At 61.4% G+C, this 26,583-nt stretch carries 21 protein-coding genes and 1 pseudogene; 10 read left to right on the top strand and 12 right to left on the bottom strand.

From position 1 onward, the window contains the following. Nucleotides 1-56: 56 nt before the first annotated feature. From M1E02_RS19810 to M1E02_RS19780, 7 genes and pseudogenes are all read right to left on the bottom strand, one after another. A complete protein-coding gene (locus M1E02_RS19810) occupies nucleotides 57-2,690 on the bottom strand; it encodes an AMP-binding protein (RefSeq protein WP_479375883.1) in 2,634 nt (877 codons plus the stop codon). A 152-nt stretch (nucleotides 2,691-2,842) separates the two neighbouring features. Next, on the bottom strand, nucleotides 2,843-4,186 hold the full coding sequence (locus M1E02_RS19805) for an ABC transporter substrate-binding protein (protein WP_479375882.1): 1,344 nt from the start codon (nucleotides 4,184-4,186) through the stop codon (nucleotides 2,843-2,845). Nucleotides 4,187-4,268: 82 nt separating this feature from the next. Further along, nucleotides 4,269-5,171 carry a carbohydrate ABC transporter permease gene (locus M1E02_RS19800; protein WP_479378228.1) on the bottom strand — a complete coding sequence of 301 codons (903 nt, stop codon included), beginning with the start codon at nucleotides 5,169-5,171 and terminating at the stop codon, nucleotides 4,269-4,271. 5 nt (nucleotides 5,172-5,176) lie between these two features. Then, the gene (locus tag M1E02_RS19795) at nucleotides 5,177-6,136 is read right to left on the bottom strand and encodes a carbohydrate ABC transporter permease (RefSeq protein WP_479375881.1); all 960 of its coding nucleotides are present in this window, start codon (nucleotides 6,134-6,136) and stop codon (nucleotides 5,177-5,179) included. A 465-nt stretch (nucleotides 6,137-6,601) separates the two neighbouring features. Beyond that, nucleotides 6,602-7,285, bottom strand: a pseudogene (locus tag M1E02_RS19790) (IS30 family transposase); the annotation flags it as partial. Between the two features lie 688 nt (nucleotides 7,286-7,973). Further along, nucleotides 7,974-8,375 carry a VOC family protein gene (locus M1E02_RS19785; RefSeq protein WP_479375880.1) on the bottom strand — a complete coding sequence of 134 codons (402 nt, stop codon included), beginning with the start codon at nucleotides 8,373-8,375 and terminating at the stop codon, nucleotides 7,974-7,976. Nucleotides 8,376-8,551: 176 nt separating this feature from the next. Continuing rightward, nucleotides 8,552-9,124, bottom strand: a complete 573-nt coding sequence (locus tag M1E02_RS19780) for a hypothetical protein (protein ID WP_479375879.1) — start codon at nucleotides 9,122-9,124, stop codon at nucleotides 8,552-8,554. Between the two features lie 726 nt (nucleotides 9,125-9,850). Between M1E02_RS19780 and M1E02_RS19775 the strand changes: the two genes are divergently transcribed. After that, complete coding sequence (locus tag M1E02_RS19775) at nucleotides 9,851-10,531, top strand: hypothetical protein (protein ID WP_479375878.1); 681 nt, start codon at nucleotides 9,851-9,853, stop codon at nucleotides 10,529-10,531. Between the two features lie 80 nt (nucleotides 10,532-10,611). Here the strand turns inward: M1E02_RS19775 and M1E02_RS19770 are convergent, their stop codons facing one another. The 3 genes from M1E02_RS19770 to M1E02_RS19760 all read right to left on the bottom strand — a co-directional run bounded on the left by M1E02_RS19770 (nucleotide 10,612) and on the right by M1E02_RS19760 (nucleotide 11,400). Then, nucleotides 10,612-10,860, bottom strand: coding sequence for a hypothetical protein (locus tag M1E02_RS19770; protein WP_479375877.1), 249 nt, complete (start codon nucleotides 10,858-10,860; stop codon nucleotides 10,612-10,614). Continuing rightward, entirely contained in the window at nucleotides 10,841-11,146 is a 306-nt protein-coding gene (locus tag M1E02_RS19765) for a hypothetical protein (RefSeq protein WP_479375876.1), read from the bottom strand. Before M1E02_RS19765 ends, M1E02_RS19770 begins: the two co-directional genes overlap by 20 nt. A gap of 98 nt (nucleotides 11,147-11,244) precedes the next feature. Then, complete coding sequence (locus M1E02_RS19760; RefSeq protein WP_479378227.1) at nucleotides 11,245-11,400, bottom strand: DUF6308 family protein; 156 nt, start codon at nucleotides 11,398-11,400, stop codon at nucleotides 11,245-11,247. Nucleotides 11,401-12,112: 712 nt separating this feature from the next. On the opposite strand from M1E02_RS19760, the gene M1E02_RS19755 reads away from it, so the two are divergent. The 6 genes from M1E02_RS19755 (at nucleotide 12,113) to M1E02_RS19730 (ending at nucleotide 17,174) form a co-directional block, all read left to right on the top strand. Continuing rightward, a complete protein-coding gene (locus tag M1E02_RS19755; RefSeq protein WP_479375875.1) occupies nucleotides 12,113-12,706 on the top strand; it encodes an RNA polymerase sigma factor in 594 nt (197 codons plus the stop codon). After that, nucleotides 12,690-12,953, top strand: a complete 264-nt coding sequence (locus tag M1E02_RS19750) for a hypothetical protein (RefSeq protein ID WP_479375874.1) — start codon at nucleotides 12,690-12,692, stop codon at nucleotides 12,951-12,953. Before M1E02_RS19755 ends, M1E02_RS19750 begins: the two co-directional genes overlap by 17 nt. Next, entirely contained in the window at nucleotides 12,950-13,309 is a 360-nt protein-coding gene (locus tag M1E02_RS19745; protein WP_479375873.1) for a hypothetical protein, read from the top strand. Before M1E02_RS19750 ends, M1E02_RS19745 begins: the two co-directional genes overlap by 4 nt. Before the next feature lie 462 nt (nucleotides 13,310-13,771). Next, the gene (locus tag M1E02_RS19740; RefSeq protein ID WP_479375872.1) at nucleotides 13,772-14,086 is read left to right on the top strand and encodes a hypothetical protein; all 315 of its coding nucleotides are present in this window, start codon (nucleotides 13,772-13,774) and stop codon (nucleotides 14,084-14,086) included. Nucleotides 14,087-14,404: 318 nt separating this feature from the next. Further along, nucleotides 14,405-16,288 carry a collagen-binding domain-containing protein gene (locus M1E02_RS19735; RefSeq protein WP_479375871.1) on the top strand — a complete coding sequence of 628 codons (1,884 nt, stop codon included), beginning with the start codon at nucleotides 14,405-14,407 and terminating at the stop codon, nucleotides 16,286-16,288. 358 nt (nucleotides 16,289-16,646) lie between these two features. Then, entirely contained in the window at nucleotides 16,647-17,174 is a 528-nt protein-coding gene (locus M1E02_RS19730; protein ID WP_479375870.1) for a sigma-70 family RNA polymerase sigma factor, read from the top strand. Nucleotides 17,175-17,259: 85 nt separating this feature from the next. On the opposite strand, the gene M1E02_RS19725 is transcribed toward M1E02_RS19730, so the two are convergent. Next, complete coding sequence (locus tag M1E02_RS19725; RefSeq protein WP_479375869.1) at nucleotides 17,260-19,833, bottom strand: GH32 C-terminal domain-containing protein; 2,574 nt, start codon at nucleotides 19,831-19,833, stop codon at nucleotides 17,260-17,262. 278 nt (nucleotides 19,834-20,111) lie between these two features. On the opposite strand from M1E02_RS19725, the gene M1E02_RS19720 reads away from it, so the two are divergent. Beyond that, nucleotides 20,112-20,663, top strand: coding sequence for an AAA family ATPase (locus M1E02_RS19720; RefSeq protein ID WP_479375868.1), 552 nt, complete (start codon nucleotides 20,112-20,114; stop codon nucleotides 20,661-20,663). A 127-nt stretch (nucleotides 20,664-20,790) separates the two neighbouring features. Here the strand turns inward: M1E02_RS19720 and M1E02_RS19715 are convergent, their stop codons facing one another. Further along, nucleotides 20,791-23,385, bottom strand: coding sequence for a GH32 C-terminal domain-containing protein (locus M1E02_RS19715; protein WP_479375867.1), 2,595 nt, complete (start codon nucleotides 23,383-23,385; stop codon nucleotides 20,791-20,793). Nucleotides 23,386-23,685: 300 nt separating this feature from the next. Between M1E02_RS19715 and M1E02_RS19710 the strand changes: the two genes are divergently transcribed. Further along, the gene (locus M1E02_RS19710; protein ID WP_479375866.1) at nucleotides 23,686-24,753 is read left to right on the top strand and encodes a LacI family DNA-binding transcriptional regulator; all 1,068 of its coding nucleotides are present in this window, start codon (nucleotides 23,686-23,688) and stop codon (nucleotides 24,751-24,753) included. A gap of 78 nt (nucleotides 24,754-24,831) precedes the next feature. Then, nucleotides 24,832-26,553 carry an ABC transporter substrate-binding protein gene (locus M1E02_RS19705; protein ID WP_479375865.1) on the top strand — a complete coding sequence of 574 codons (1,722 nt, stop codon included), beginning with the start codon at nucleotides 24,832-24,834 and terminating at the stop codon, nucleotides 26,551-26,553. Nucleotides 26,554-26,583: the final 30 nt, after the last annotated feature.

Here is a 26,583-nt window from a genome sequence, read left to right as displayed (position 1 = left end):
CATCGGGCCCAAACGGCCCCACGACCAGAGACAAGTATCTCTTGGCCTGCACGGATTTATGACGCGGAGGCGGGCAATTCGTGATGAGCTCTTGCCCTCCGCCGCCGGAGTTGGCGTTCCACCCACCCCATTGCTCTGGTGGCCGCGGCCCAGTAGAGGATTCCCGCTGCCAGGGAAGCGAGGACAGCGAGGCCTTTGCCCGATTCTTCGACGAGCAGGTACACCAGCCAATGAGTGACGTAGATATACAGGGACGCGCTGGCCAACAGAGCGATAAGACGGTGAAGTCCGCGCGGTACCGTCAGTGTTGGGACCCAGAGCAAGATGAGGAATCCCACCAGCATTGTTGTGGTGCGGTACTGGTCGCTGAAGGATAAAGGGATTGTCAGGAGCGCAATCGCCGTCACTGCGGCCCGCTGCCATAGCGTTCGCGATGCGGCGGCGGCCAAGCCGAGACCGAACAGCCACAGAACGGGGCCCTGGCCTGGGTAGCGGGAGTCAATCAAGCCGAAGAACAGCGGCATATCCACAGCTATCAACGCAAGTGCGAAGGCCCACGGCCACCTGCGCTGGGCCCTGTCGGCGGCCGGTATCGCGAGGAGAACCGCGAGGCCCAGCAGGATGTGGACCAGGATCTCGATAAACCAGAACCTTGAATGGTCGCCCCACCCTTCCGGCCCGAGGAGGGGGTTCAGCAGAAAAACGTTGATCCAGGTATAGGTATCTGTCACCGCGAAGGCGAAGCCGATGAACGCAATGCTGGGCACGACGATCCGGGCAATACTTCGCAGTTGCCGTTTGAGCCGGGCACGGCGGGTGCCGCTGAGCTGGAACCGGGCAAAGTTATAGCCGGCGACGGCGATGAGTACGTGGGCGGTGCCGCCCCAGTGGAAGAACCCGATGTGTGTGGAGACGATGAAGATGATGGCGATGGCCCGGAGCACGATCCCGGTCTCCATTGGGGCAAACATCCGCCGGTACATGTTACGGGCAGTGCGTCCGACGCTCACCGCTTGCTGGGATTCAGGCGAGCCGGTGGCCGATGCGGCTGCGGGGCTCACCGCGCGGTGCTGGGCGGGAACAAGCTCACAAATCGGCATCAGGTGCCAGCCCTGCGGGATGTAGCCCAGGGCACGCTCCAACCGGAGGGACGCTGCTACATATGAGAGGGAGTCGCCACCCAGGGAAACAAAGGTATCCGTGTCGGCGATGTTTTCCTGTTCCAGGACCTCGGCGAAAATCCTCCGGATGTCTGCCAAGGTTTCTCCCTGTTCCGCCGCTGGAGCAGAGGTGCTGGCGGGGTCCTCATGACGCGATGCCAGGGCCTGGACTGCTGGGTAATCAGGTTTACCGTTGGCTAGCCGGGGGATCTCCGGGACGGAATGGAGTTGGATGGCGGCGCGCGGTACGCCCAGGTGCTGCGCGAGGGACTTTGCGATCAGGGCGAGATCGTGGAGTCCTTCCACCGCTGCCACCACTGCGTCGTCAGAGCCTGCAGCCGCGGCGGTCAGGCCGAGGTCGGCCAGCAGGCGTTCCACCTGGCCCAGGTCCACGCGGAGGCCAACGATCTTGACGAACCTGCTGCGACGGCCAACGATTTCGTACAGGCCGTTCGAACCGCGCTTAGCCAGGTCTCCGGTATGAAGCTCTGTGATGACCCGTCCCAAGGCAAGGTCCTCCGGTTTTTCCGCGTACCCCAGCATCACATTGGGTCCCGAGTAGACAAGCTCAGAGGCATCGAGGCCCGGTACAGGCTCCAGCCGGAAAGACCCGCCGGGCACCGGCACTCCAACGGCCTGCGGATGTTCTGCTGCCATATCAGGGGGTAGATACGCCATCCTGGCCGTGGCCTCGGTCTGGCCGTACATGACAAACAGGTCCCAGCCCTGCCTCCGGCCCAGTTCGGCGTAGGAGCGCACCCGGTCTGGAGCGAGCCGCCCTCCCGCCTGCGTGATGTAGCGCAGGCTGGGCAGGTCCATATGCTCAAAACCGACTCGCTCCAGCAGGTCGAAGGTGTAGGGAACTGCTGCAAAGGATGTCACGTTATCGGCGCGGACCAGCTCCCAGAAACAGGGGTCCACCACGGAGAGGTCAGTCAGTGCCAGGGACGCGCCTACCAGGAGGTGGCTGTTCACCACGCTCATCCCGTAGCAGTACGAGAGGGGAAGTGTGGTGGCGGCTGTGTCGCTGGGACGCAGGTGCAGGTACTCAGCTATCGCCGTGGCATTGGCTTGCACCGATTCGGCGGACAGACGAACGAGTTTTGGTGAACCGGTGGAACCCGAGGTGCTCAGCAGGAGCGCGAGATCCGGGTGCAGCTCATGGCGGGTCTCGTCCCGTCTTACGTCCAGAACCGCCTCACCGTCTGAGGCGCGGACCACGATATCCGGATCGTAGGCCTCGACGAGCATCTCGGCGGCCATCCCGCCGCCCGTCGGCAGAATGAGCAAGGGATTGCCGGAGGACAGGGCAGCGAGGTAGGCCACCAGAGAGGGCAGGGAGTTCTCGGCCTCGAGGGCGATCAGCCGCCGGGCGGGTCCGAACGCGCGGATCATATCCTCGACGCGTCGTGCCAGCTCGCGGTAGCTCACTGATTGGTTTTTTGTCCTGATGGCGGTGCTGTCCCCGAAGCGGGCCAGCTGAGCCGCAAATGAGACACCGGCCAGCTCTGGCTGTACAGTCACCCGCATCACATTAGAAGGTAATGCTTACCTAACTCAAATGGACAATGTTCATACGCGTCGAAAGTTACACCGGGCAGGGCGAGCAGCACAGGAAACGAAGAGCGCCAACTGCCGCTTCGAAAACCAAAACGACAGTTGGCGCTACTCAGTTGGGGAAGCTACGCCTTGAGCCTGGGCTGGACGTCCTTGGTGTAGATGCGTTCGAGCGTTGCTTTGAGCTCTGTCATTGTGGATTTGACATCGCCGTGTTGCGTGAGGATTTTCGCAGCTGCTTTGGCCATCTCCTGGTCAGCGCCGGGCAGGAATACCCGGGCATTGTCCTGGACGCGGGTGACGGTGAGCTGGTCCATTGCCGTCTTGATCTGCGGCGTCGTGGCTAGAACTGTAGCCATGTCCGCTGACAAACGCGTAGGCATGTAGCCAGTGGCAGCCGAGAAGGCCGCCGTGTTTTCAGGCTCGGTCATGAACTGCAGGAACATCGCAGCGGCGAGCTGCTCTTCTTTGGTTACACCGCTGGGAATGCCCAGGCCGGCGCCGCCAGTGGGGCAGACTCCGGTCTCCGTCTTGGATCCGCCAGGCAGGAAGCCGACGCCCACGTTGAACGAGGCGGACTTGAGGATGCCAATCAGAGAGCCGGTGGAGGACAGTGTTGCCGACGCCAGACCAGCTGCGAAGTCGTCTGCGGATTCCTTGGAAGAGACACCCGCCCAGCCATCCTTGTAGACCGAGTCCTGTGCGGCCTGGAGCGCTGCCACCGATTCTGGCGAATCACAGGTGATTTCCCAATCCTTGGACCAGGCGCCGCCCTCGCCCCAGAGGTTGTTCTGAAGGGTCCAGCCGGCGTAACCGGCCAGGGCGGGGTGCATGAAAGCGTACTGGGCGCCGGAGGCCGCTTTGAGTTTCGGGGCCCATCCCGCGAATTCCTGCCACGTCTTTGGCGCGCGGTCAGGCAGCCCTGCTGCAGCGAAGTGGTCCCTGTTGTAGTAGAACAGCGGGGTGGAGCGGCCATACGGGAGGGCCCACTGCTTGCCTGCGTACTTGTAGTCGTCCACCAGAGATGTGCGGAAGTCGTCCAGCTTGACGCTAAGCTGCTCGACGAGGGAGTCGAGCGGAATGATGCTCTCGTTCAGGTAGTAGCGGAACCACCAGACATCCGAGAGGACCACCAATGAGGGAAGGCCGGACTTGGCAGCCTGCGCAGTCTGGAACTTCTGTGCGATCTCCTCGTAGTTGGCGCCGGCCGTCACCAGGTTCACCTTGATGTCCGGGTACTTGGCGTGGAACTTGTCGATGATGCTTTTTTCGACATCCTGGGACTTCCCAGGGTGGTTGGACCAGAAGTCGATGGAGGCTGCAGGCTTGACACCACTGAAGTCGATGGCAGCGGCTGCTGTGGCCACGGATCCTGTGGTTGTCGGCCCGCCGCAAGCTGCCAGGGCAACGGCGCCGGCCCCGGCACTGGCAAGAGTGAGGAAGAGCCGCCGGTCAAGTGTCAAGGTCATGGTGGTGCCTTTCGGTTGGTGCCTGGGTCGGGCTGGTTGCTTTGTGGATGGTGGACGTTCGACGCCGGTGCTCCTGGACGCGCTAACCGGTGACGCTGCCTTGAGTCAGGCCAGCAACGATGTAGCGCTGGAGCATGGCAAAGATGACAAGTATGGGAATGATCACCAGGACGGCGCCGGCCATCATGATTCCCCAGCCGGCTCCGTTCCCCTCGGAGTTCTGCAGGAGGGTCAGTCCAACCGGAAGTGTCATGCTGTCCGGTTTGTCTGTGATGATGAGCGGCCAGATGTAGTCGTTCCATTCGCTCACCACGGTTACCAGGGCGACCGTCGCGATTGAGGGAACGGAAACGGGCACCACTATCTGCCAGATTCTGCGCCAGTGGCCCGCACCATCGATCTCTGCGGATTCCAGGATGGAGCCCGGCAATGTGAGGAAATGCTGCCGCAGCAGGAACGTGCCGAAGGCGGTCCCCAGACCCGGCAGGATGATGCCCCACAGGGTGTTCTTTCCTCCCATCCCGGCGATCAGGATGTAATTGGGAAGGATGGACACCTGCGCCGGAACCATAAGGGCCACGAGGATCAGCACGAAGATCACGTTTTTGAAGGGAAAGCGCACAAAAACCAAGGCATAGGCTGTGAGGATCGCCAGGATCACCTTGATGGCTGATCCCACGATGGTCACGATTGTGCTGTTGAGGAAAAACTGCCCGAACGGCACTGTGGTCATTGCCGTCTGGTAGTTTTCCGGGTACAGGCCGGCCGGAAGGATCCTCAAATCCAGTGTGACGATTTCGCCGGGTTGCTTGAAGGAACTAAGCACCATCCACAGCAACGGCAGGAACACAACAAGGACTGCAATTATCAGCGGAATGTAGCCAGCCACCACCGTCCGGACCAGATTCGAAAGGGAGAAAGCCCGCTCACGGGGAGGGACGGCGTCGGACGTTGAAACTTCCGGCGGCAGGTCCAAAGGGACGATTGTGCTCACGAGTAGTGGACCTTCCTCTCGACGAATCGCAACTGCACCACGGTGATGATCAGCAGGATGGTGAAGAGCACCACCGAGATAGCTGCGGAGTATCCGGCGCGGTTATAGGCGCCAAACGCCTGCAGGTAGGCCTCGTAAATCAGTGTGCTGGTGCCGTTGCCGAGGGGTGTCATGATCCTGATGAGGTCAAAGGCCTGCAGCGAGCTGAGCATGGTGGTGATAAGCAGGAAAAAGGTGGTGGGGGAGAGGAGCGGCATGGCCATGCTGACAAAACGGCGGAAGCTGTTGGCTCCGTCCAAGGAAGCTGCCTCCATGACGTCCTGGGGGAGGGACTGCAAACCGGCAAGGAAAACCACGGCGCAGTAACCAAGGTTCTTCCAGACGTACACAACAATCACCATCACCAGGGAAAGCTGGGGATCATTGATCCACTGTGGGCTCTGCTGGCCAAGGCCACGCAGAATCCAGGCGAGAACGCCGTAGCCGGGATCGAAAATGAACAACCAGACCAGGCCCACGCCTACGCCGGACAGCACATAAGGAGCAAACACCGCTGATCGGGCGAAGGTTGTGCCGCGGACCTTGGAGTTCAATACCAGCGCCACCAGTAGGCCCAACGCCATGGAACCACCTACGGTAACGGCGGTGAACGCCGCCGTGGTCCCGAGTACATTCACGGCGTCGGAACTGGTGAAAAAGGTGACGTAATTCTCCAGCCCGACCACAGTGGCCGAAGCCGATCCGAGGGTCCAGTCCAGCGTGGAGTAGTAGATGTTGTTGATGAGTGGCAGGTAGGTGAACACTGCGATGAGCAACAGGTTTGGGAGGGCCAGGGCGAGGAAAATGAAGAAGTCCCGCCGGGCCCTTCCTGACCAGCGCTTCCGGCGTGCGGGTGCATGCCTTCCGGAAACGGGGACAGCCTGGGTTGCCTGCTGTTCGGCGAGTAGTTGAGTCATGGTCTCTTACGGGGAAAGGCCTGATGGCAGGCGCAGGGACGGAATCCGCCTTCACTCCACCACATCCTCGTCGCCCCCGCCAATCACCAGGAATCCGCTTTGCGAACATTGTTGGCCAAGCCTTCTTTGCCCGTTAATTACCCGTTGAGCCGCGGAGGGAAAACGTTCATTTTCTGGCTGGGCGGCGTTTCTGCCGGCAGTACCAGAGACCCGGCGGAGATGAACTTCGGCAGCGTGGAACACGAGATTCAAACCGAGCGAACGGGAACTAAGCTGTTACGGACGGTCAGAAATGATCGTTCGCGAGACGCTTCGCGCGCGTTCTGGGATCCTCGGGAATCCAAGGCCGAATTTGTTGTGAATCGCAGCTATAAGTGGCGGCATTCTTGCGGCGCTAAATGCCGCCCCTGGTGCCCGTAAGCCCAACGGCGGATTCAGGCGGTCATTGCAACAGGAGTCCTTCGATCAGTTCGATCGGTTTTTTGACTCTAGTCGTTTGCGTGGCCGGTCGTTGAGTTCCTGGGCGACCCAGTTGAGGTCTTCGGCGCTGTGGATGCTCAGGTCGGTGCCCTTGGGGAAGTACTGGCGTAGCAGGCCGTTGGTGTTTTCGTTGATGCCGCGCTGCCAGGGTGAGTGAGGGTCACAGAAGTAGATATCGATGCCGGTGTCCATTTTCACGCTCTTCCAGGCCTGCATTTCGATGCCCTGGTCCCAGGTGAGGGAAAGCCTCAGCGCCTCGGGGAGTGTCTTGATTTTCGCTGCCAGGGCGTCTCGCATTTGTTCTGCTTTGTAACCATCGGGCAGATGAACGAGCATCGTGTAGTTGGTGGTTCTCTCCACGAGGGTCCCGATCGCGGACTGGTTTCCCTTGCCGATGATTAGATCACCCTCCCAATGGCCCGGCACCGCACGGTCCTGAACCTCGGGGGGACGTTCGGAGACATTGATCATCCCCGGGATCCGGTTTCTTCCTCTGGCCGGCCTTCCTGCAGGCTGCCTTGAGTGCACGTCCTGTGCGTAAACACGCGGCCAGATCACGGTTCAGGGCTCCGCGGGACTGAACGTAGAGGGACTGGTAAATGGTCTCTGGTGACACCGCATCTCCGGCTCATCGGGAAACTCGACCCGCAGTCGTCCTGCGATCTGCTCAGCCTGACACCCCCCCCCGCCTCGGACAGGACCCGGCGCCCGGTCCGCCTGTTCGAATTGATCGGCACAACAGCGTCAGTGATGAAATCACCAGCCTGCATCCCAGCCCAAAACAGCTGCAGAAGATCAGGCCTTACCTAAATCGAATACGTCGTTATGACAACACCCATCCGCTAAGTGGTGCAATCACCGCAAGAACCCAAGCAACCTTGAGCGGGACATCATTCAAGGGCCCAGTCTTGCATCACCTTTTTGGGCTTCTGATGGAGACTTTGCCGCTGCTGAGTCGTTCTCGAAGGCAGTTAGCGATCCGTTCAGCGTCTTCTTGTGTCGCTGTTTCGTGCAGCTTGATACCCAGGTGCGTAGAAGGCAAATCTGCCGATTGGAGCGACTCCTCAATGAGCGGATCCTCAAAGCAGTGATCTGTCGATGCGCCGTCTCTCGGTCCGAGCACCGAGACACTCCACCGGTCCGATGTTCCTGGGGTGATGCTTGTTTCGTCTGCTGCCCCACCGCAGCTGGCCAGGGCAAGGGGCAACAGGACTATACCGATCCAACGGCACGCCCGAGGTCTCATTTGCGGCTCCTTTCCCCGAACTCTCAGCCTGACCAGAGCATACGCTCAACCCGCAGGGCAAGCTCCCCTTTCCGTTTGGGGAACCTCTACCGGACGCGGTACCACGATCGCCTAGGTGGCCACAAGCTCCAGCTCGAATCCGTCAGAATTTACGAGGTATGCAGCGTAGTGCTCGGACCAGCCAGCGTGCGGGTACTTGTCCTGGAACAACTGCACCCAACCGTGCCGGCGGCTCTCCTCGACAAAGACATCGAGGTCTTCTTTACTGCCGGCATGGAACGCAAGGTGATTAAGCCCTGGCAGTGTTCGCTCGTGTTCCGGGCTGCTCATGGCCGGTGATTGCTCAGCAACGATGTAGGTCAGACCGAGCCGCCAGCTGATCCCTGTGGCCCAGCTCTGGTAGATCGAGTACCCCAAGCCCTCCAACGCCCAGCCCCATTCCTGGTTGGCCCGACCGAGGTCAGGTACCCACAGTTCGATATGGTGCAAGGTCCCTTTGGAATCGCTGTTCACGAAGGTGAGTCTTCCATACGCCAGATCATCGTCCCCGTTTCTCGAACGTGGCCGCAGCATAGGCGCTGCAGGCAATGAAGTAGAACTCCGGGTTACTGAAGGAGATGGATTTGGCAGACCGGTCGGGGCGCGCGATGAGCCGAACACGCCGGGTTGGGCCGTGCGCTGATTTCCCTTTAGCTGCATGGGATGGCATGGACCGTGGGCCATACTGGGTCAATGCCTCCGATGAGATTGAGGACACCATCGTTCCCATCCCAGTCCAGGGTGTACGAGCCGCGGGCGACCGGTTCGTACCCGTCGTCCGCGGTCCACGAGCTCGCGCGCAATCCGATCCCGCCGAACCTGACCGCGTACACGTCTCCTCTGCCGGCGAAGAGGAAAGAAAACTCGCGCACGACGGCGCGGCAACCGTTGGCCGCAGGAGGATCTAGAACGCGGTAGCTGGCGCCCAGGTCGCTGAACGCACCGCCCAGGCAGATGAGGCACACCGCAGAGGCCACGATGCTGCATAACAGCCGGACATGCGCTGCAAACGGTGGCACGTCAGTGCCGCGAGCTGCCCGACTGGAGACCAGACGAAGCGTCACGGAGGCGACCAGCAGCATGCCACTGACGGCCCAGAAGGTCAGCACAGTCCCGCCGATGACCAAAAGCAGCGCGCCAAGTTGCGCCACGGCCGTCATGGCCGCAAGCGCCAGGCACGCCGACTCCAGCCTGCGCAGTACCGGAATGTTCAACGAGCTCATTACTTTTCCCCCGGTCCCCATGGGCTGAGAGTTTAGCTGCATCGATCCTCTGCCGCTGACCGGAGGTTAGTCTCACTTCACGATGAAGTGACCGTGCAGTCGTCGCTGGTTACCGCGCCCCTTGTTGGTCCATTCCGCCAACCCTACCGATGCAGGGAATGGCGCCCGTAATCCGGTCCTCCACCGGCCGCTGTTCGGTCCCATGTAGCGTTCATTGTGACTTTTAGCGATAAATGGCGGCCTTTTGAGACGGTTACATGCTGGTTTGAGCCGTGAGCATCTCGCGCACGTCGGCCAGAGCACCAGGAACATCGTTGCCGACTCATCACAGGAGCGCGACACCGGCTCGGATGCGGCGACTTCGGCCACCAACTGGGCGGTCACCGTTTCGAGCGTGCCACCAGCAACGAATCGGCCCGAGTGAAGCGTAATTGTCCCCGGGACCCCAGCCGCCCCATTAGAGTCCGATGCACCTGCCGGAGAGGGCTCGACGCCATAGCGGCACCAACGCATTCCGAACGGGGCCAGCTCAGTGCCGACATCACGCCGTAAGCGACCGCCGAGCTCGGCCTGGCCCCCGGAATGAAGGCGTTCTTTGTCAATAAGGCCGGCGCAGTGTCCAACTATCCCGGCTGAATCATCCCGCAGGACGAGTCCGGACGCCGCTGGTCTGGCTAGGCTAGTCAGCGTTGGCTGAACGGGGCCGGCCGAATTGGGGGAGCGTCAATGAAAATGCATGGCAGGAAAATCACGACGGCGGCTGCCTTGCTTGCGCTGGCGGCGGGAGTGTCGGGATGCAGCCTTTTTCCATCTCCACCCCCGCCGTTGCCGCCCAGCCCCACATCACTGGTGGGCGCAAACTGCCCCTTCCTGGACAAAGAGGAAATCGTACCGGTGCGGATTCCCCGGGGAACTCCCAAGGAAGCCATCGGCGGTGTTCTCAACACATACAGCGCCTGGTTGAACGCCGGCTCTGAGACCATGACTTCGTGGGCATCCGGCCGATCCGTAACGGAAAGATGCGTGGCGCAGCTTGCGGCCCGGAATGCCGAGGCCTATGCCGCCACGGTTTTCACCTCGCACTCTGACGTTGCCTGGCAGCAGTATTTCGGGACGGTGGAGGCCATGAATGCCCGGAACCTGTGGAGCGTTGCGAAGGCCGAGCCGGGCCAGGGCGGCCGCGGAACCTTCGAGCTGCTCCAGGAGATTGACTCCAGTGCCACGGACAATGGAACGTTCCTGAAGTTCGACGCCGTCTATAGGCCTCGTCCGGCCAGCGGGACCGCAGACGCAGGTTCCTGGGAGGGCTGGGAAACCCCCACCCGCTGGTATGTGGAGCTGGTGCCGGCAGGTGATTTCCTGGTAATCAATTACATCGAGCAGACCCCTTTGCCCATCCAGCCATGAATTTCTGTCCACCTGCGGTGTTTCCGCTTACCTCGGCCGGGATGACAAGGGCCGGGATGTGTTCACGTACGTTCAAGGCTCTACCGACGGCTGATCAGGTCAGGTTGGCGGTGTAGCCAGCGGAGGGCATCGGGGAGCAGGACACCGCCGTGGTTGGGGCTGTGGCCGCCGTCGCCCAGGACCAAGCGGAAGTCATAGCCGGCTTCAGCGAGGGCGGCTGCTACCCGAAGGTTGTTGGCCAGCCAGTTCCGCTCGGGTTGGTTCCCGTTAAGTCCCCGGTGGCGCTCGTCCTCGGCGGGGTTGTCAGGGTTATCTGGGCGCGGCGCCACCGGCAGCGTGACTAGCTGGATAGATTGACGCTCCTTCAGAAGTCCCTGCTTGCCTTTCCTGACCCCACTTCAGCTGGCGATTCCCGGTGTGCTCGACCGCCCGCCCGTGATGCCCTGGTCCTTGCCATAGCGCCAAAGGATGGCGTCCGATGATGCGCAGTTCGGAAAAGGGTGTCTGGACCGTAGAGATCTGATGAATGCGGCCCAACCGGCTAGCAAGGTCAGGGTCTTCCATAAAGAGGTTATGGCAGTTCAGGCATTGGTCTTCAGCGGTGTCTTTGCCCACGACTGCCCCGATTACTTTGTCCCAGATGGGGATGAGATGCGGTCGCTCATCTTCACATCAGTGGGTATGTCAGCCAGGAGGTTCTCTATACATCCGGCCTAGGGCTCTTCCTGCAGCCCGATGACGGCCTGGGCCGGTACTTTGACGCTGAGCATCGACACGGCGACAGCGTCGCTGTCGGTGATTCTGTCCTTCACGTCCGGGTTGTCGCCGCGGTTCGCCCATTCATCAAAATAGCTGCCGGTACTGACCAGTCCCGTCTTTGTGGATGTTCGAGATACTAGCGACTGAGCAGCTCGGCTGCCGCCTGGATGTTCTCTTCTTTTAGGATGGCTGGTAGTTCCATGAGGTCCCCCTATGGCTTCAATGCGCGGACTATGATTCTGGCTGACCCTTGCGACTTGGCTGCGTAGTCAGTCTGTATGGCGAACCTCAATCCCGGAGTGGTTCTCCTGGACCCACTTGGCCATCCGCTCGCTCCCTTTTTTCTATCTCAGAACTTCTGACAGGCGTCCTTACCTGCCCCACGTAGAGACGCCACTCCAAGAGTTATGGAGATCAGAGGAAACACCAGGTTCAACCACGGCAGCCAGAAAACGGCGATTCCACAGATGCCCGCAAGGATGGAAAGTGTCCCGATCGAGGTCCACTTCCCTGGATCCCGTGTTTCTGCCGGAAATCTTGTGGTCCCGGGTCGGGCCTCATCCTTGCGCGGAGTGGATGGCTTCATGTTGACGCCTGTGCCAGGGAATCATGACGCTTCAATTTTCGCCCGCGGCCGGAGCGGCGGCTGCGCGTCCCAGAGGACCTAAAGAATTGTTCCTGGACAGGCGCACTTTCGCGTCATAAAACGGAGGCCACTCGCGTATAGGGGGAGAGCGATGGTCATCGCTCGCGGAGTTTGGGGCGAGTGATGGGAACACGGCATTGGAGATAGCGGGGGATCGGGTTCCGGAGAGGGACGCAGTGGTTGGTACCGAAGCGGACCTGATCAATGGCGTCCGCAACGGGGATTCGGCGGCGATGGCTGCCCTGTACGAGGGGCACCGGGGCCCGGCATTGAAGTTTGCCCGGTCTCTGATGTCCAGGATGGAGGATGCCGAAGATATTCTCCATGAGGCGTTCGCCAACGCAGTCCGCGCTATCCGGAACGGCCACGGACCCACCGACGTGTTCGCGCCGTACCTGAACACCTGTGTGCGGTCGGTCGCGAACAATGCCTGGAAGAAGCAGGCAAGGGAGAGGACATCCCCCTTCGAGGACCTGGACCCCATCGCCATCGCTGTCGAGGACCCTGGCCTTGAAACAGTGCTGAATGTGTTCGAACATGAGCACGTCGCTGCGGCTATGCGGACATTGCCGGAGCGATGGCGCACGGTGCTCTGGCACGCCGAGGTGATGGGTGAACCGCCCAGGAACATCGCGCCCCTGCTGGGGATCGAAGCCAACGCAGTCTCGTCGCTGCTCATCCGGGCCCGGGCTGGGCTCCGTGCCGCTTACGATCAGCAAACCCTCCAGACAACCGAACCGGAAGGCGCTGGCCATGACGAAGTCATCTGAGCGACCGGAGGGGCAACCTGAGAGTTCCGGTTCGTCTCCCCGCGCCTTGGTCGGCGTCGAGGGGGAGTTGCTTGAGGACCTTGCGGCGCGCTATACGCAATACCGCCAGGCCCTGGCTGGCCCCTTTGACCCTGTGAAAATCCTGGCACTCACGGGAGACGTCCTACAGTCAGTCGGCATCATCCTCACTGCCATCGGGCAGCCGCCCGGACAGCGACCGGAAAACCCAGGGAAGGCCAGAAAGTGATCGACAGTCTCCACCTCACCTACGCTGCTGTGCTCGTGGTCTTCCTTACCGGGGCAGCATTCATCGCCCTCAGCGCATTCCTGTTTCTGTCCACAGGCTTCCTTGCAATCGTCGCCGTCCGGTTCGCCAAGCGACACAACGGACGTAGGCGGCCGAGCCGGGCACGCAGGCGGACGAAAGCGGTGGCATTGCCTCTGCCCATGGAAGAGGCACTGCGCCGGGTAGCTGCGGAGAAAGCAGCGTACTCGGACGAACGCCCTGGGAACGATCAAAGAACCGCCATCCACCTCCGGAGGGCTCCAAGCAGGCACCTTCGCCGACGCCGAGCGAGTGCCGGCGCTAAGGCTGCCGCCTAACGGGACCGGCCCTGAACCGCTCGACTAGAAGCAGCGCATCTATGCCCTTACGGAATCTGATGGAAGAAACCGCGTCAGGATTTGTCTGCTTCTGCGTTAACCAGATGAGCGGGCGGTTGATGCCCGGATCTCTCACGCAAGTCCCCCGGATGAAGTTTGAGAGTCCCGCTTAGGGTGCCAAGACGTGAGACTCCTTGCCACCCATCGGGACGGGCGGAACAGTGTTCCTGAAGAGCTGGACCGCCCGTCCCACACCACGCGTCCATGTCACCGCGAGCGGGATCGGCGTTTCATACCGTCGCGACGCCGATGCAGAAGGCTGAGCTTTCGTTCCTCCTCTGGCCGTCATGAAAATTCCATGGAACGGTCAAGCGCCGTAGGCGAATGGACTTATGGCCGGACTGCCGGCCTTTTGGTTCAGCGTCGAAAACAGCGCTCATCATCGACTTTGGAGAATGTGTCATGTCTTTCCCTTCCCTGCCCCCCGGGATTGGCAGTGGTTCTGCTCAAAAACCCCGTTCCACACGCCAGACTGGCCGGAAGGGCAAGCGGCTTGCGGAGTATGAGAAGCCGCCGCTACAAACAGGGGAGGCTCGTCTGTGGCGGACGCTGAACAGCGGCGACCGGGTGGAACTCATCCACGGGAACCACAGTAAAAGTGGAACGGTCGATGTGCGCACCCATGACGGCAGTACCGTTTGGATCTTTCTGGACCATGGCATGGGCCGCATTTCAGTCACGCAAGGAGACCAGATCGCGCTGGTACCCAGCGCCTAAACTGTTCGCCCGCGTCCCACTTGGTAATCGATATCCGCGACAACGAAAAGGCCCCTTGCGTAAGTTGTGACCTCTAATTCCGTTTGTGACGGCCCAGCGCAACTTCCGATCAAGTTTCCATCAAAAAAGGGAACCTTTGCAGTCAAGAAGTGTCGGTTTGAACAATTCGGCACATACGCATCAGTAGCATCTCTCATTGCCGCTGTGTTCTTTTGGTGGCAGCCCTGACCACGATCAACGTGAATTCGGGCCCTACAAACAGCCGCCAGGCCTCCATCCGAGAATTTTGGCGCGCTCAAAAAGAAAGTTCACTCTACGATGCTCAGATCTAGAAACCTTGCCGCCAGGAAACCCCTGGCCGCATCAAGCTTCACCCGTACTATTGCGGGAGGTGCTGCCCTTGTTGTTGTCGCGGCTGTATCCGCCGTTGCCGCGTCCGCAACATCAGGATCACCTACTTGCGTAAACCCGCTCGCGGGAACACATAACTTCACAGTCATTGTGGAAGACAATGCTGCACTCGGCTCAACCGGCGCGGGCGGCGAAATCGAGGGAAGCCTGGCAGCTGGAGGCGACGTCAGTTTCGGCTTATACAACCTTTTGGGCAACTCCGACGACAGCGCGCTGCCGACGATCGGGAGTTCTGCGACTCAGCTCCTGGTCGGAGGGACGGTTGATTACAGCAGCGGCCAGAAGCTTGACCTGAATGCAGGATTCGGCAAGATCACGGACACCAACGGTCTGAGTGTGACGGCCGATGGGAGGCTTGTGCAGTATGACGCCAACCGCTACATAAAGTCGCAGTTCGGTGCCGGGCAGAGCAGCGTAGCGGACTACACGGCAGCAGCCGGGACCTACAGCGAAGCTTTTCCGGCTGACTACTTCGACCAGCTGCGCACCCTGTCCGATCACTACGCGGCTCTGACCGAAGGTGATGACACCGCGCTGGTTTCTGCCACAGGCGGCGGGGAACTCCACCTGGCCCTTCAAGAGGGTAAAACCAACGTGTGGAATGTTAGCGCTACCACTCTTGCTGCTGCTACCGCAGTAAATTTCGACGGAGCAAAGCCCAGTGCTGATACCCGCTTGGTAGTCAACGTTCTTCCCGACGGCTCCACCGACGTTGGAGGGGTACGTTTCAACGGCGATACCGTCTCGGACCGATACTTCGCCCCCTGGGTCGTCTGGAACTTCAACGGCTGGGAAAACCTCCGCCTCGTTGGCGCGACGGAAATGAGCGGGATGCTGCTGGCCCCCGACGCTGCGCTGGACTATAACCGAAACAACCCGCTTCGCGGCCAGATCCTTGCGGAGAGCCTCAACATCACCGCGGCCGGAGAAATCCACCACTGGAGCTACGCAGCCCCGGCTTGCACGGAAGTGACCGTCACGCCGTCGGCGTCAGTTACCCCGACGCCGTCAGCTTCTGTTACCCCGACGCCGTCAGCTTCTGTTACCCCGACGCCGTCAGCTTCTGTTACCCCGACGCCGTCAGCGTCCGTAACGCCGTCCGCGTCAGTTACCCCGACGCCGTCAGCGTCTGTTACCCCGACGCCGTCAGCGTCCGTAACGCCGTCCGCTTCAGTTACCCCGACGCCGTCAGCGTCCGTAACGCCGTCCGCGTCCGTTACCCCGACACCGTCGGCGTCCGTTACCCCGACACCGTCCGCTTCAGTTACCCCGACGCCGTCGGCATCCGTAACGCCTTCCGCTTCAGTTACCCCGACGCCGTCAGCGTCCGTTACCCCGACGCCGTCGGCCTCGGTAACCCCGTCAGCGTCTGTTACCCCGACGCCGTCTGCGTCTGTTACCCCGACGCCGTCGGCATCCGTGACGCCGTCAGCCTCCGTGACGCCGTCAGCCTCCGTAACCCCGACGCCGGAACTTACCTTCACGAACCCTGCGGTAGGAAGCGAAGAGCCAACGCCAACACCGGAGCCGACCGAAACTGTTCCGAGTGGCCAGGCTGCGACGCCGGGCCCGACGTCAACAACGTCGGCTCCCGGAGTTGTTTCAGTCCCTGGACCCACCAACCCGGCAATATCCGTGCAGAGTAGTTCGTCAGATCAGCTCGCAGAGACTGGCTTCGACCGTGCGTGGATGGTCGTCGTCGCTCTCGTTCTGATGTTTGGTGGCGCCGTCGCCGTGGCGCTGAACCGCCGTCATCAAGGCAAGCGGGCCGCTGGCAGGGCAGGACACTAGTCCAAACCCTTAGCCGTTTTCATCCTGCCAATCCCTGCCCCCATCAGGGCGGGGATTGGCAGGTGGGAACATCGTAAAAAAGCTGTTGGCAGATTTGGCGTCACGAACGGCTAGTTGGGCCGTATAAGAACAAAGTAATTTCATCGCCTCCAGAGGTTCGGGGCCCATCGACGGGATGAATGACGTGCAGAGTTATGGGGGCATGGCGCTTGGGGAACCGCTACAGCACGAACGTCCACGTTTCCACGAGGCGGGTATCGCTCTCGCTGGGAAGGTTGCGAGTCATACTGGCCCACTGACCCCTGCGGTTTCCGAGGCCCACCTGATCCTGGGGGTGAGGAGTGGGGACCCTGCAGCGATGGCTGAGCTCTATGAGCGCCACCGGGTTCAGGGGCTGCAATTCGCGAGGACCCTCCTCAACTCATCTGAGGATGCAGAGGACGTTCTGCACGAAGCTTTTACCAAGACAGTTAGCGCTATCCGGAACGGGTTTGGCCCTACGGATAGCTTCGGAGCATACCTAAGCACCTGCGTTCGATCGGCCGCAAATTCCTTGTGGACCAAACGGGCGCGGGAGAGCCCTTCCTTTTTGGACCACTTGGATGCCGACGCGGTAGAGGACCCGGCGCTGGAAACAATCTTGTCCGTGTTTGAGCACGAGAACGTTGCCGCGGCGATGCGGTCGTTGCCTGAGCGGTGGCGGACCGTGCTGTGGCATGCCGAGGTGATGGGTGAACCGCCCAGGAAGATTGCCCCGCTGCTTGGGATTGAACCCAATGCTGTCTCAGCCTTGCTTAGCCGGGCTCGTGCCGGACTCCGTGCCGCCTATGCGCTGCAGTCGCAGCCCAGGCCTGATGTCAGCACGCGCAGCGGTAACCAGGCGTAGGGACCGATTCAGGGGGTGCGCGACCTGAACGCACGGGTGGGGCGCCGAACCATGTTCGGCGCCCCACTTTGCGAAGACTCTTTGCTTAGTCGGCCCAGATGGACCGCAGCGGCGTTACCTTCACCGACCTCAGGATGGCATCACCGCCAGTGGCGAAGGACTCGAGCGCGTCGCTGCTGGCATCGGGGAAGATCTGGTCCGTTATAACCACTGAGCCATCCTGGGCGAACACTTCCACGGAGGACCAGTCCACCAGCACCCGCAGGCTCACCTCGCCGGTGGGGCCCACCTTCAACGGGGCCCTTTGCACGCCGGGGAAGTCGGTGCTGAAGCCGACATCGCCAGACTTGGTCCGGTCGACAAAGACCTCGCCCGCTGACGGGTCGTAACCGATCCGGGTCTCCTGGCCGTTGCCGGTGCGTACCTTCACCCCGAACTCGCTGGCCGTACCGGGTGCGAACGTTGCCGTCAGCTCGTAGGCCGTGCCTGTGGCAGGGAGCGGTGTGGAGCCTGCCGTTATGGGCACATTTTTGGCGTTCAGCAGGGCTTCTCCGCGAAGGTCCTTCAGCTCGGCGACGGGTTGCTGAATCAGATGCACACCATCGGCACTGCTGCGAAGACCCAGCTCGCGCGGCACTGTCATGGCGCTACGCCAAGGGTCAGTCGGGATGGAGCCTGAGTACTCCCAGTTGTTCATCCAGCCCATCATGACGCGGCGGTCAGAGGGGGCATCGTCAAACGTTATACCCGCGTAGTTGTCCTTGCCGTAGTCCACCCAGTGCGCCCGCTGGACGCTGGAGCGTGCCGGCGTGTCAGACAGGCTGAACTGATCGGCGAGGATATGGCCCCAGCCGCCGGTGTTATTGTCTGCCAGGACGATCCGGGCGGTCTTCCCCTGAAGATCGCGAACGTCCCAGCCGTTCCAGTCGAGCGCCTCGCTGTCCGCTCCGGTGGCAGTCCTGACCACCTCGCCGTCGACCACCAGTCGCACTGAGGTATCGACCGCGCGTGCTGCCGCTGCCTCGTCGGAGAACATAATGTGGTCCACGTTGATGTGTCCCCAGCCGCCGGAGTTCTTGTCCACAATCTGGATCATGGCATTCTTGCCGGCAAACTCGGAGACGTCCCAGCCCGTCCAGTTGAGGGCCTCGTTGTTGGCCCCGGTAGCGGACCTGACGATCTTGCCGTCGACGACCAGGTCAACGGAGGTCGGCTCGCTGGCGGTAAAGGGGTGGTTGCCACCTCCGACCAGCAGGTTGATGTGGCTCTTGGCGATGGTGAATTCCGGGGACGTAATGGTGCCTTGTGAGGCGTCGTGATCGATGAAGGTGTTGACCAGCTGCTCACCGACGTAGCCGGTGACCTGCTGCTGATCTCCGATGGTGCCCTTCACCGGGGCGGTGCCGGCGAAGTCACCTGTGGCCACCCATCCGGCGCCGTACGCGCTTCCCTCGAAGTCCGCAAAAACGTCTCCTGCGGGAGGCGAGGGGCTGAGTGTTGATCCGGGCACATAGGGGTGCTTGCCACCGCCAACCTTGAAGTTAAGGTATCCGGCATTGAGAGTGAACTCGGGAGATGTCAGCGTGCCCGTGCCCCCATCGAAGTTGTTGAAGCTGTTGGCCAGCCCGGCACCCACCCAGTCGGAGACGCCGCCCTGTCCCGGGAGGTTCCCTGTGGCGGGTGCCGTACCGAAGGCAGCGCCGTCAGGCACCCATCCGCCGTACGTACCGTCGTCGAAACTGCCGACGTCGACGCCGGCCGGGGCGACGTACGGTTTGTCGTCCGAGACGAAGTTCTTGCCGTCGAATGTTCCGGTGAAGTACTGGTTAGCCGATCCGCCGGAGATGCCCCCCGTACCAATGTTGACCAGGAGTACCCATTTGGTCTTCTTCTTGTCGCCGTCGACAGGAAGCGGGAAGAGGTCCGGGCACTCCCAGACCCCACCGGTGGCGCCGGCCGGACCGAAGTTGCTCAGGTGCTCCCAGGACTTCAAATCACTCGAGCGGTAGAAGGCCACCTTGCGCTCTGCACTCAGGGCCACGCTCATGATCCACTCCTGGCCCTGTTCGTACCAGAAGACCTTCGGGTCGCGGAAGTCGCGTGAGCCGATGTCCAGGACCGGGTTGTCGGCGTACTTGGTGAACGTGCGGCCGCGGTCGGTGCTGTAGGCAAGCGCCTGGGACTGAATCCCCGTGGCCTTATCCAAACGCGTGTACACCGCCACCATCGCAGGGTTGTCCTTGGTGCCGAACCCGCTGGTGTTATTGGTGTCGATGACAGCACTGCCCGAGAAGACCATCTCGGCATCGTCATGTGGGATGGCGACGGGAAGTTCGCTCCAGTGCACCAGGTCCGTACTGACGGCGTGACCCCACGACATGTTGCCCCATTGGCTGCCCGACGGGTTGTGCTGGTAGAAGAGGTGGTACTCGCCTTGGTAGAACACCATTCCGTTCGGATCGTTCATCCAGTTCTTCTCGGGCGTGTAGTGGAACTGGGGCCGGTACTGCTCCGTGTACGGGGCCGGTTCGGGTTCGACGGAGGATGCGGGTGCGCCGGAGGCCAGTGTGGCGGCGAGGGCCAGCACAACGGTGGCAACTGCGGTGGTGGGTCGCCACGTTCGAAGGCGTCTGCCGGGGCCTGGGATTGGGTAATTCACAAAACCACTTCCTTGTGATGGGGAGGAAACTGCTGATGCGAGTAATACGTATAACTATCACCGGCCTCCTTCAGATGAAATGAAGGGAGAGCTTTTATGCAGCGGCCACTGTGCCGTCTGGTTCATGTCAGGCCGGGTAGGACCAAGCAAAAGATGCCGCACAGTTATGCGTATAACTGACGCAAACTGTATCCCGCATCACATTCAGCCGTCAATGGGCCACAAACTCTCGGTGCGGCGGGCTTGCAGGCAAGGCCAGCCCTCGGTTGACTTGCTGCATGAACGCCCCTCCCTCGCAAGAAAGCGGCCTCCCCATGCGCAGGCTCGTGCTTATCATCGGGCCGATCGCCTCGGGGAAAAGCACATTGGCTGAAACTCTTGCAGGCATGTTACGGAGCCGCGGCGAGGCAGTGGTGGTGGTCGGGTTGGACACTGTGGCAGAGATGGCCCTGCCCAGCCTGGCCGACTGGTCCTGGGCGCATGAGGTTCACGGGCAGCTGGTTGGCGCCTGGCTTGAAAAGCCAATTCCGACCGTGATCGCCGAGGGGCCCGAAACACCTGAGGAGATAGAGCAGATTCTGCGCCATGTTGGCCCGCACGTCACTGTCCAGAAAGTGCTGATCAGAGCAAGTTATGAAACAGCGCTGGCACGTGCCGTCTCCGACCCCCGCCGCGGATCATCAAAGGACCCTGACTTCCTCCGGCGGATGTACCAACGGTTCGAGAGGACATGGGCGGACATTGCCCATGACGTCGAGTTCGACACTGAGGAATTAACCTCGAAGGACATTGCACGGCGGGTCATCGAAGGTCTTCCCAAGCTGGGCTAAGGAAACCCGGATCGAGAGGGCCAGCCGACGAGGCATCGAGACTGGGAACGCAAGGCGCCCGGCTGGGAACCCCAGCCGGGCGCCTGCTCTATCCGCCCTCCACCATTACGGTCTTGGAGTGTCGGAGCTACTTGAACATTGACTGCTGCAGCGGAGTAACCGTCAGCGACTTCAGGCGGGCGGTGCCGCCGTCGGCAAACAGTGCTACCTCGCCTGCACCCGCCCCGGGGAACACCTGGTCCGTGATGGTCCGTTGGCCGCCCTGGGCGAAGACCTCCACGGAGGAACGGTCCACATAGATCCGAAGTGTCACGGTGCCGTCGGCGTTCAGTGTGACGGGAGCCGAATCCACCGAGGTGAAAAGGGGATGGAATGTTGTGTTTCCGGAGTTGCCCCGGTCCACGTAGACCTCACCAGTTGATGCGTCGTAGCCGATCACCGTGGAGTGCGTCCCGTCGCCAAGGACTGTGATGCCAGATTTTGTTGCTGTTCCGGGCGCAAACGTTACGTCGATCCGTTGAACGTCACCGGAGGCCGATGCCGGCAGGGGGTGTATGCCAGGAGCAATATTTGCGCCCTTCTTGTCGCTGTAGCTCGCCTTGGAGCCGAGTTTGTCCACCTGCTTCACGGCCTTCTGGGCAAGCCTGGGGCCAGCCGGGGTTTGCGTCAGCGAGACTTCACGCGGCAGGGACATGGCGCTGCGCCACGGTGAGGTGGGGATGGTGTTGGCGTAGTCCCAGTTGTTCATCCAGCCCAGCATGACTCGCTTGTCCTCGGGCATGTTCCCGAAGGAGACCGAGGCGTAGTAGTCCCGCCCGTAGTCCAGCCAGTCGTAGGAGTTGATCCGGGGCTCTGCCGGTTGGGAGGACGAGATGAACTCGTCCGCCAGGACGTGGCCCCAGCCGAAGCGGTTGTTATCAACGATCCTGATCTGCGCCTGACGGCCCCTGAACTCGGAGACGTTCCAGTTGGCCCAGTCCAGAACCTCACTGTTTGCTCCCGTGGTGGACCGGACCACCTGGCCGTCCACCACCAGGTTCACACTGGTCTCGTCCGAACGGGGCACAGCCGCCTGGTAAGTCAGCATGACGTGGTCGAGCGTGAGGTGGCCCCACCCGCCCGTGGCCTGATCGACGATCCGCAACTGCGCCTGCTTGCCGGCAAACTCGGAAACGTCCCAGCCCTTCCAGTTGAGCTGGCCGGAGTCCTCCCCTGAGAGTGTTCGCACGACGCTGCCGTCCACCAGCAGCTGGGCCTCAAGCACCTGGCCGCTCCCGGGGGTGCGCTTGCCGCCGCCCACCAGCAGGCTGATGAAGTTGCGCGTGAGAGTGAATTCGGGGGATGTGAGGGTTCCTTGCCGATCATCGCCGGGCGTGACGCCGGTTTCCCACGTGTTGATGCGCTTGGCGCCTATGAAGTAGTCACCGCCGGAGGTAGCGGGCTGGAACGACGGCGCGAGGTCACCGGTGCCCGTCCAGCCGGCGTCGGCGAGGGTGCTGCCGTCCGGGACCTCAAAACCGTTGAAAAGCAGCTCGCCGGACGGGGGAGTGTTGTCCAGTTTGTCGGACACCCTCGGGTGCTGCCCGCCGCCCACCAGGAAGTTGATGTAATCGCTGTCCACGGTGAAGTCGGGGGAGGACATGGATCCCAGCGGCCAGTCGCCGTCGTTGAAGGAATTGACCAGTCCGGCGCCAGCGAAGCCTGTGACAGGGCTCTGACCGGGGAGGGACCCGGCCGCCGGGGCGTCTCCGAAGGGTCCGTTCTTCCAGTTGCCGGGCTCATTGTTCACCGTCCAGCCGTTGTACGTGCCGTCGTTGAACCCGGCTATCGGAGTCCCTGCCGGCAGGGCCTCACTCGGCTTGGTGCTCTCGGAGGTGAAGGTGGTGCCATCGAAGCTGCCGACGAAGTATTGTCCCGCTGAACCTCCCGCCACACCGCCCGGGTTAATGTTGACCACCATGACCCATTTGACGTTGTTCGGATCGCCGTCCACGGCCAGGGGGAAGAGATCCGGGCACTCCCACAGCCCGCCCGTAGCGTTGGCGGGCCCGAACTCGCTGAGGGCTGTCCAGTCCTTAAGATCAGTGGACTTGTAGAGGTGCACCTTGTGGTCCGTTGCCTCTACGGCTGTCATCACCCAGTAACCCCCACCGTCAGGGGAGCTGTACCAGAAGACCTTGGGGTCGCGGAAGTTTGCTGAATTCCTGGTCAGGACCGGGTTTCCGCTGTACTTGGTCCACGTCTGGCCGTCATCGAGGCTGTAAGCCAGTGACTGCGCCTGCAACCCGCGGTGCGGTGAAGCGTCCTTGTAGGCGCTGGTATAGATCGCCACCAAGGGCGGGTTCTCCGGAGTTCCAAAGCCCGAGGAATTGTCCTTGTCCACCACAACGCTTCCCGAGAAAACGTCTTCCTGATCATCCGTGGAGATGGCCAGCGGCTGCTCCTTCCAATGGACCAGATCTGAAGACGTCGCATGCCCCCAGGACATGTTCCCCCAAGTGTTTCCCGAGGGGTTGTGCTGGTAGTAGAGGTGGTAAACGCCCTCGTGGTAAACCATGCCGTTGGGATCGTTCATCCAGTTTTTCTCCGGCGAGAAATGCACCGCCGGGCGGTACTGTTCCTGCCCTAGGCTGCCTTGGGGATTCCCGACGTCGGGCTCTCCCGCCGAGACGGGACCCGCCCCGCTCAGCAAGCCGGCGAGCGTCAGCCCAGCCAGGGTCATGGCCGAAAAAGACTGAAACCTTGCCGTTCGTTTCTTGTGCATATTTAGAAATCGCCCTTCATTGCGCGTGTGCCTTCCCCAGTAGACAACGTTGTCAGTGAACGGAACGCTAGGCTAAGTCCAGGGGACAAGTCAATGAATAAAAAAGTTGTTGACACGCTTTAGTAACGCGCGTAACCTCGATCCCACGTCTTGGTAACGCGCTTTACTCACGAGGTGAACGCGGTCCAAAAGGACACAGACCCACGCACCATCGCCAGTCATAGCGCGGGCGTCAACGGAGACCACGGGAGTATTTCAATGCCGAAGAACGGGCCCACGAAGTCGGCTGCAGTGCGGGACCGGGGCGTCACCATGAACGACGTCGCGAACTATGCTGGCGTCAGCCGCACCACCGTGTCTTTCGTTCTGAACAACCGGTCCACCGCCAATATCTCGGAAGAAACCCGCAAGCGCATTATTGAGGCCGTGCAGGAACTGGGCTACCGCCCAAACGCCGGCGCACGTGCATTGGCCTCCCAGCGGAGCGACTGGTACGGGCTGGTCACTGAGATCGTGACGGCTCCGTTTGCAGTGAACGTCATCAAGGGCGCCCAGGACCAAGCTTGGCTTGACCGCCGGTTCCTCCTCATTGCGCCATCCGACCAGGCCGACGCCGTAGGACCCAACCAAGGCATGGAAGATGCGGCCATTGAAAAGCTGCTGGAACAGCGAGTGGAAGGGCTTCTGTACGCGGCAACGTTCCACCGCGGCGTGCATGTTCCGGAAAGCGCCCACGAGGTTCCCACTGTCCTGATCAACTGTTTCGATGCGGACGGGAAGCTGCCCTCGATCGTCCCGGACGAACGCGCCGGTGGCAGGGTCGCCGTCGAACGTTTGCTCCTGGCTGGCCACCGCAGGATCGGAATCATCAATCTGGACCCGAACATTCCGGCCGCCGTCGGACGTTTGGACGGTGCACGCGACGCACTGGCGGCCGCCGGGCTGGAACTGGATCCGGAGCTGGTGGTGTCCGGATATGCGACGGCGGACGGGGGCTACGAGGCGGCCTGCGAAATCCTGGACCGATATCCAAAAGATCAACGGCCAACCGCCCTGTTCTGCCTCAATGACCGCATGGCGATGGGCGCCTATGACGCCATCAAAGAACGGGGCCTGACAATCCCCGGGGACATCGCTGTGATCGGCTTCGACAACCAGGAACTGATTGCGGCCTACCTTAGGCCAAAACTGACCACGGTTGCGTTGCCATTCGAAAAAATGGGCGCTCTGGGAGTCCGGACGCTCGCCGCTCTGACAGCAGGACAGCCGATCACTGCCGACCAGCAACTGGTCGACTGTCCGCTGCTAGAACGCTCTTCGGTCTGACCGTGAAATCAATGTCGAAGAGCTAACCCTTACCCACCCCTTCACCTTGCTGATGAAGATAGGAAAGAGATACCCATCATGACACAAGCCCGATACCTGAGGTCTGCCCGCGTGGCAGCGGCCGGATTGGCGGTAGGCGCAATGCTGCTAACTGGCTGCGTTGCCACCGTTAATAAGCCCGCCGGCACTGATGCCGGTGCGAACGCGAACGCCATGCTCACCATCCCACGGGAAGACATGAGCACCTTCGACCGCAACTTCAATCCCTTTGCGCCCGCGGTGAATCCCATGGTCAACCAGGCGATCTACGAACCCCTGTTGGTCTTCAACCCGGCCAAGGGAGACACGACGCCGTGGCTCGCCACCGAATGGAAGACTGCTGCTGACGGCAAATCCATCACCTTCACCCTGCGCGACGGCGTGAAGTGGTCCGATGGTCAGCCACTCGTGGCCGACGACGTCGCCTACACGTTCGAGCTGCAGAAGCAGCTCAAGGGCGGCTACGAGTACCTCGTCGGCGCCACCGCCGAGGGAACCAACAAGGTGACCTTCACCTTCGACCAGCCTTGGTCTCCGGCGCTCTACGAAGTGGGCCAGCTACCCATTCTGCCCAAGCACATCTGGTCTGCGATCGCCGACCCGGCGAAGGAGGCCAACGCCACGCCCGTGGGAACAGGACCTTACACGGAGGTTGATTCCTTCCAGGCTCAGTCCTACGCACTCAAGAAAAACCCCAACTACTGGCAGCCGGAAAAACAGAAGATTGCCGGCATCAAGATGCTTGCAATGTCCGGCAACGACGCAGCCAATCTGGCCAGCGTCAACGGGGATGTCGACTGGTCCACCCAGTTCATCCCAAACATCGAGAAGACCTTCATCTCCAAAGATAAGGAGCACCGCCACTACTGGTTCCCGCCCACGGGTGCCATGATCAACTGGCAGCTCAATACCACCAAGGCGCCGTTCAACGATGTTGACGTCCGCAAGGCGCTCAGCATGGCCGTGGACCGAGACCAGGTGACCAAGATCGGGATGAGCGGCTACGCCCAGCCTGCCGACTGCACCGGCCTTTCCGGCAACTACGAGAAGTGGAAGAACCTGGCCGTCAAGGACAACTGCAGCTGGACCAAGCTCAACGTGGACGAAGCCAATAAAGTCTTGGACGAAGCCGGCTACCCCAAGGGGGCCGACGGCAAGCGCACCTTGAAGGATGGAACGCCTTTCGAGTTCAAGATCTCTGTGGGCGCCAGCTCCTCCGACTGGCTGTCCGTAGCCAACGTGATCTCACAGAACCTCCAAGCTGTGGGAGTCACGGCCAAGGTGGACTCTCCGGACTGGGCCTCCGTGGTGGCAGGCTACGAACAGGGCACGTTTGACTCCGGCATTGTCTGGAGCGCCAACGATCCCAGCCCGTTCAAGTACTTCAAGAATGCCATGGGCAGCGCCACAGTGAAGCCGGTGGGCACCAAGACGTTCGACAACTACCACCGCTTTGGTGACCCCAAGGCCGATGCGCTCCTGCAGGATTTCGTGGCCGCCGCCGATGAAGCAAAGCAGAGGGACGTCGCGTACAAGCTCCAGGAAGAATACAACGAAGCCGCCCCGCTGGTGCCGCTGTTCTCAGGACCTGAATGGGGCAACTACACGGACGTCCACTTCGCGGGATGGCCTTCGCAGGACAACCCTTATGCCACACTTTCCGATCGTTCTCCTACCACGGTGCTGATTCTCACCACTTTGGAACCGGCAAGTAACAGCTGTGCCCGCAGGGCCCAGCAGCCCGGCATGCCCGGCGCCTGATCACCGCGCCGGGCAAGCCGCCCCCTCCCC

The sequence above is a fragment of the Arthrobacter sp. Z5-13 genome (assembly GCF_056499105.1).
Note: the sequence above shows the minus strand (reverse complement) of the source record. Positions and strands in the feature narration are given on the sequence as shown.

Excerpts from the sequence above, each read along its gene's own strand:
- M1E02_RS19710 (WP_479375866.1), top strand. The coding sequence starts at position 23,686 with ATGCCGAAGAACGGGCCCACGAAGTCGGCTGCAGTGCGGGACCGGGGC.
- M1E02_RS19715 (WP_479375867.1), bottom strand. The coding sequence starts at position 23,385 with ATGACCCTGGCTGGGCTGACGCTCGCCGGCTTGCTGAGCGGGGCGGGT.
- M1E02_RS19750 (WP_479375874.1), top strand. The coding sequence starts at position 12,690 with ATGACGAAGTCATCTGAGCGACCGGAGGGGCAACCTGAGAGTTCCGGT.
- M1E02_RS19810 (WP_479375883.1), bottom strand. The coding sequence starts at position 2,690 with ATGCGGGTGACTGTACAGCCAGAGCTGGCCGGTGTCTCATTTGCGGCT.
- M1E02_RS19795 (WP_479375881.1), bottom strand. The coding sequence starts at position 6,136 with ATGACTCAACTACTCGCCGAACAGCAGGCAACCCAGGCTGTCCCCGTT.
- M1E02_RS19775 (WP_479375878.1), top strand. The coding sequence starts at position 9,851 with ATGAAAATGCATGGCAGGAAAATCACGACGGCGGCTGCCTTGCTTGCG.
- M1E02_RS19740 (WP_479375872.1), top strand. The coding sequence starts at position 13,772 with ATGTCTTTCCCTTCCCTGCCCCCCGGGATTGGCAGTGGTTCTGCTCAA.
- M1E02_RS19780 (WP_479375879.1), bottom strand. The coding sequence starts at position 9,124 with ATGAGCTCGTTGAACATTCCGGTACTGCGCAGGCTGGAGTCGGCGTGC.
- M1E02_RS19805 (WP_479375882.1), bottom strand. The coding sequence starts at position 4,186 with ATGACCTTGACACTTGACCGGCGGCTCTTCCTCACTCTTGCCAGTGCC.
- M1E02_RS19730 (WP_479375870.1), top strand. The coding sequence starts at position 16,647 with ATGGCTGAGCTCTATGAGCGCCACCGGGTTCAGGGGCTGCAATTCGCG.
- M1E02_RS19735 (WP_479375871.1), top strand. The coding sequence starts at position 14,405 with ATGCTCAGATCTAGAAACCTTGCCGCCAGGAAACCCCTGGCCGCATCA.
- M1E02_RS19705 (WP_479375865.1), top strand. The coding sequence starts at position 24,832 with ATGACACAAGCCCGATACCTGAGGTCTGCCCGCGTGGCAGCGGCCGGA.
- M1E02_RS19720 (WP_479375868.1), top strand. The coding sequence starts at position 20,112 with ATGAACGCCCCTCCCTCGCAAGAAAGCGGCCTCCCCATGCGCAGGCTC.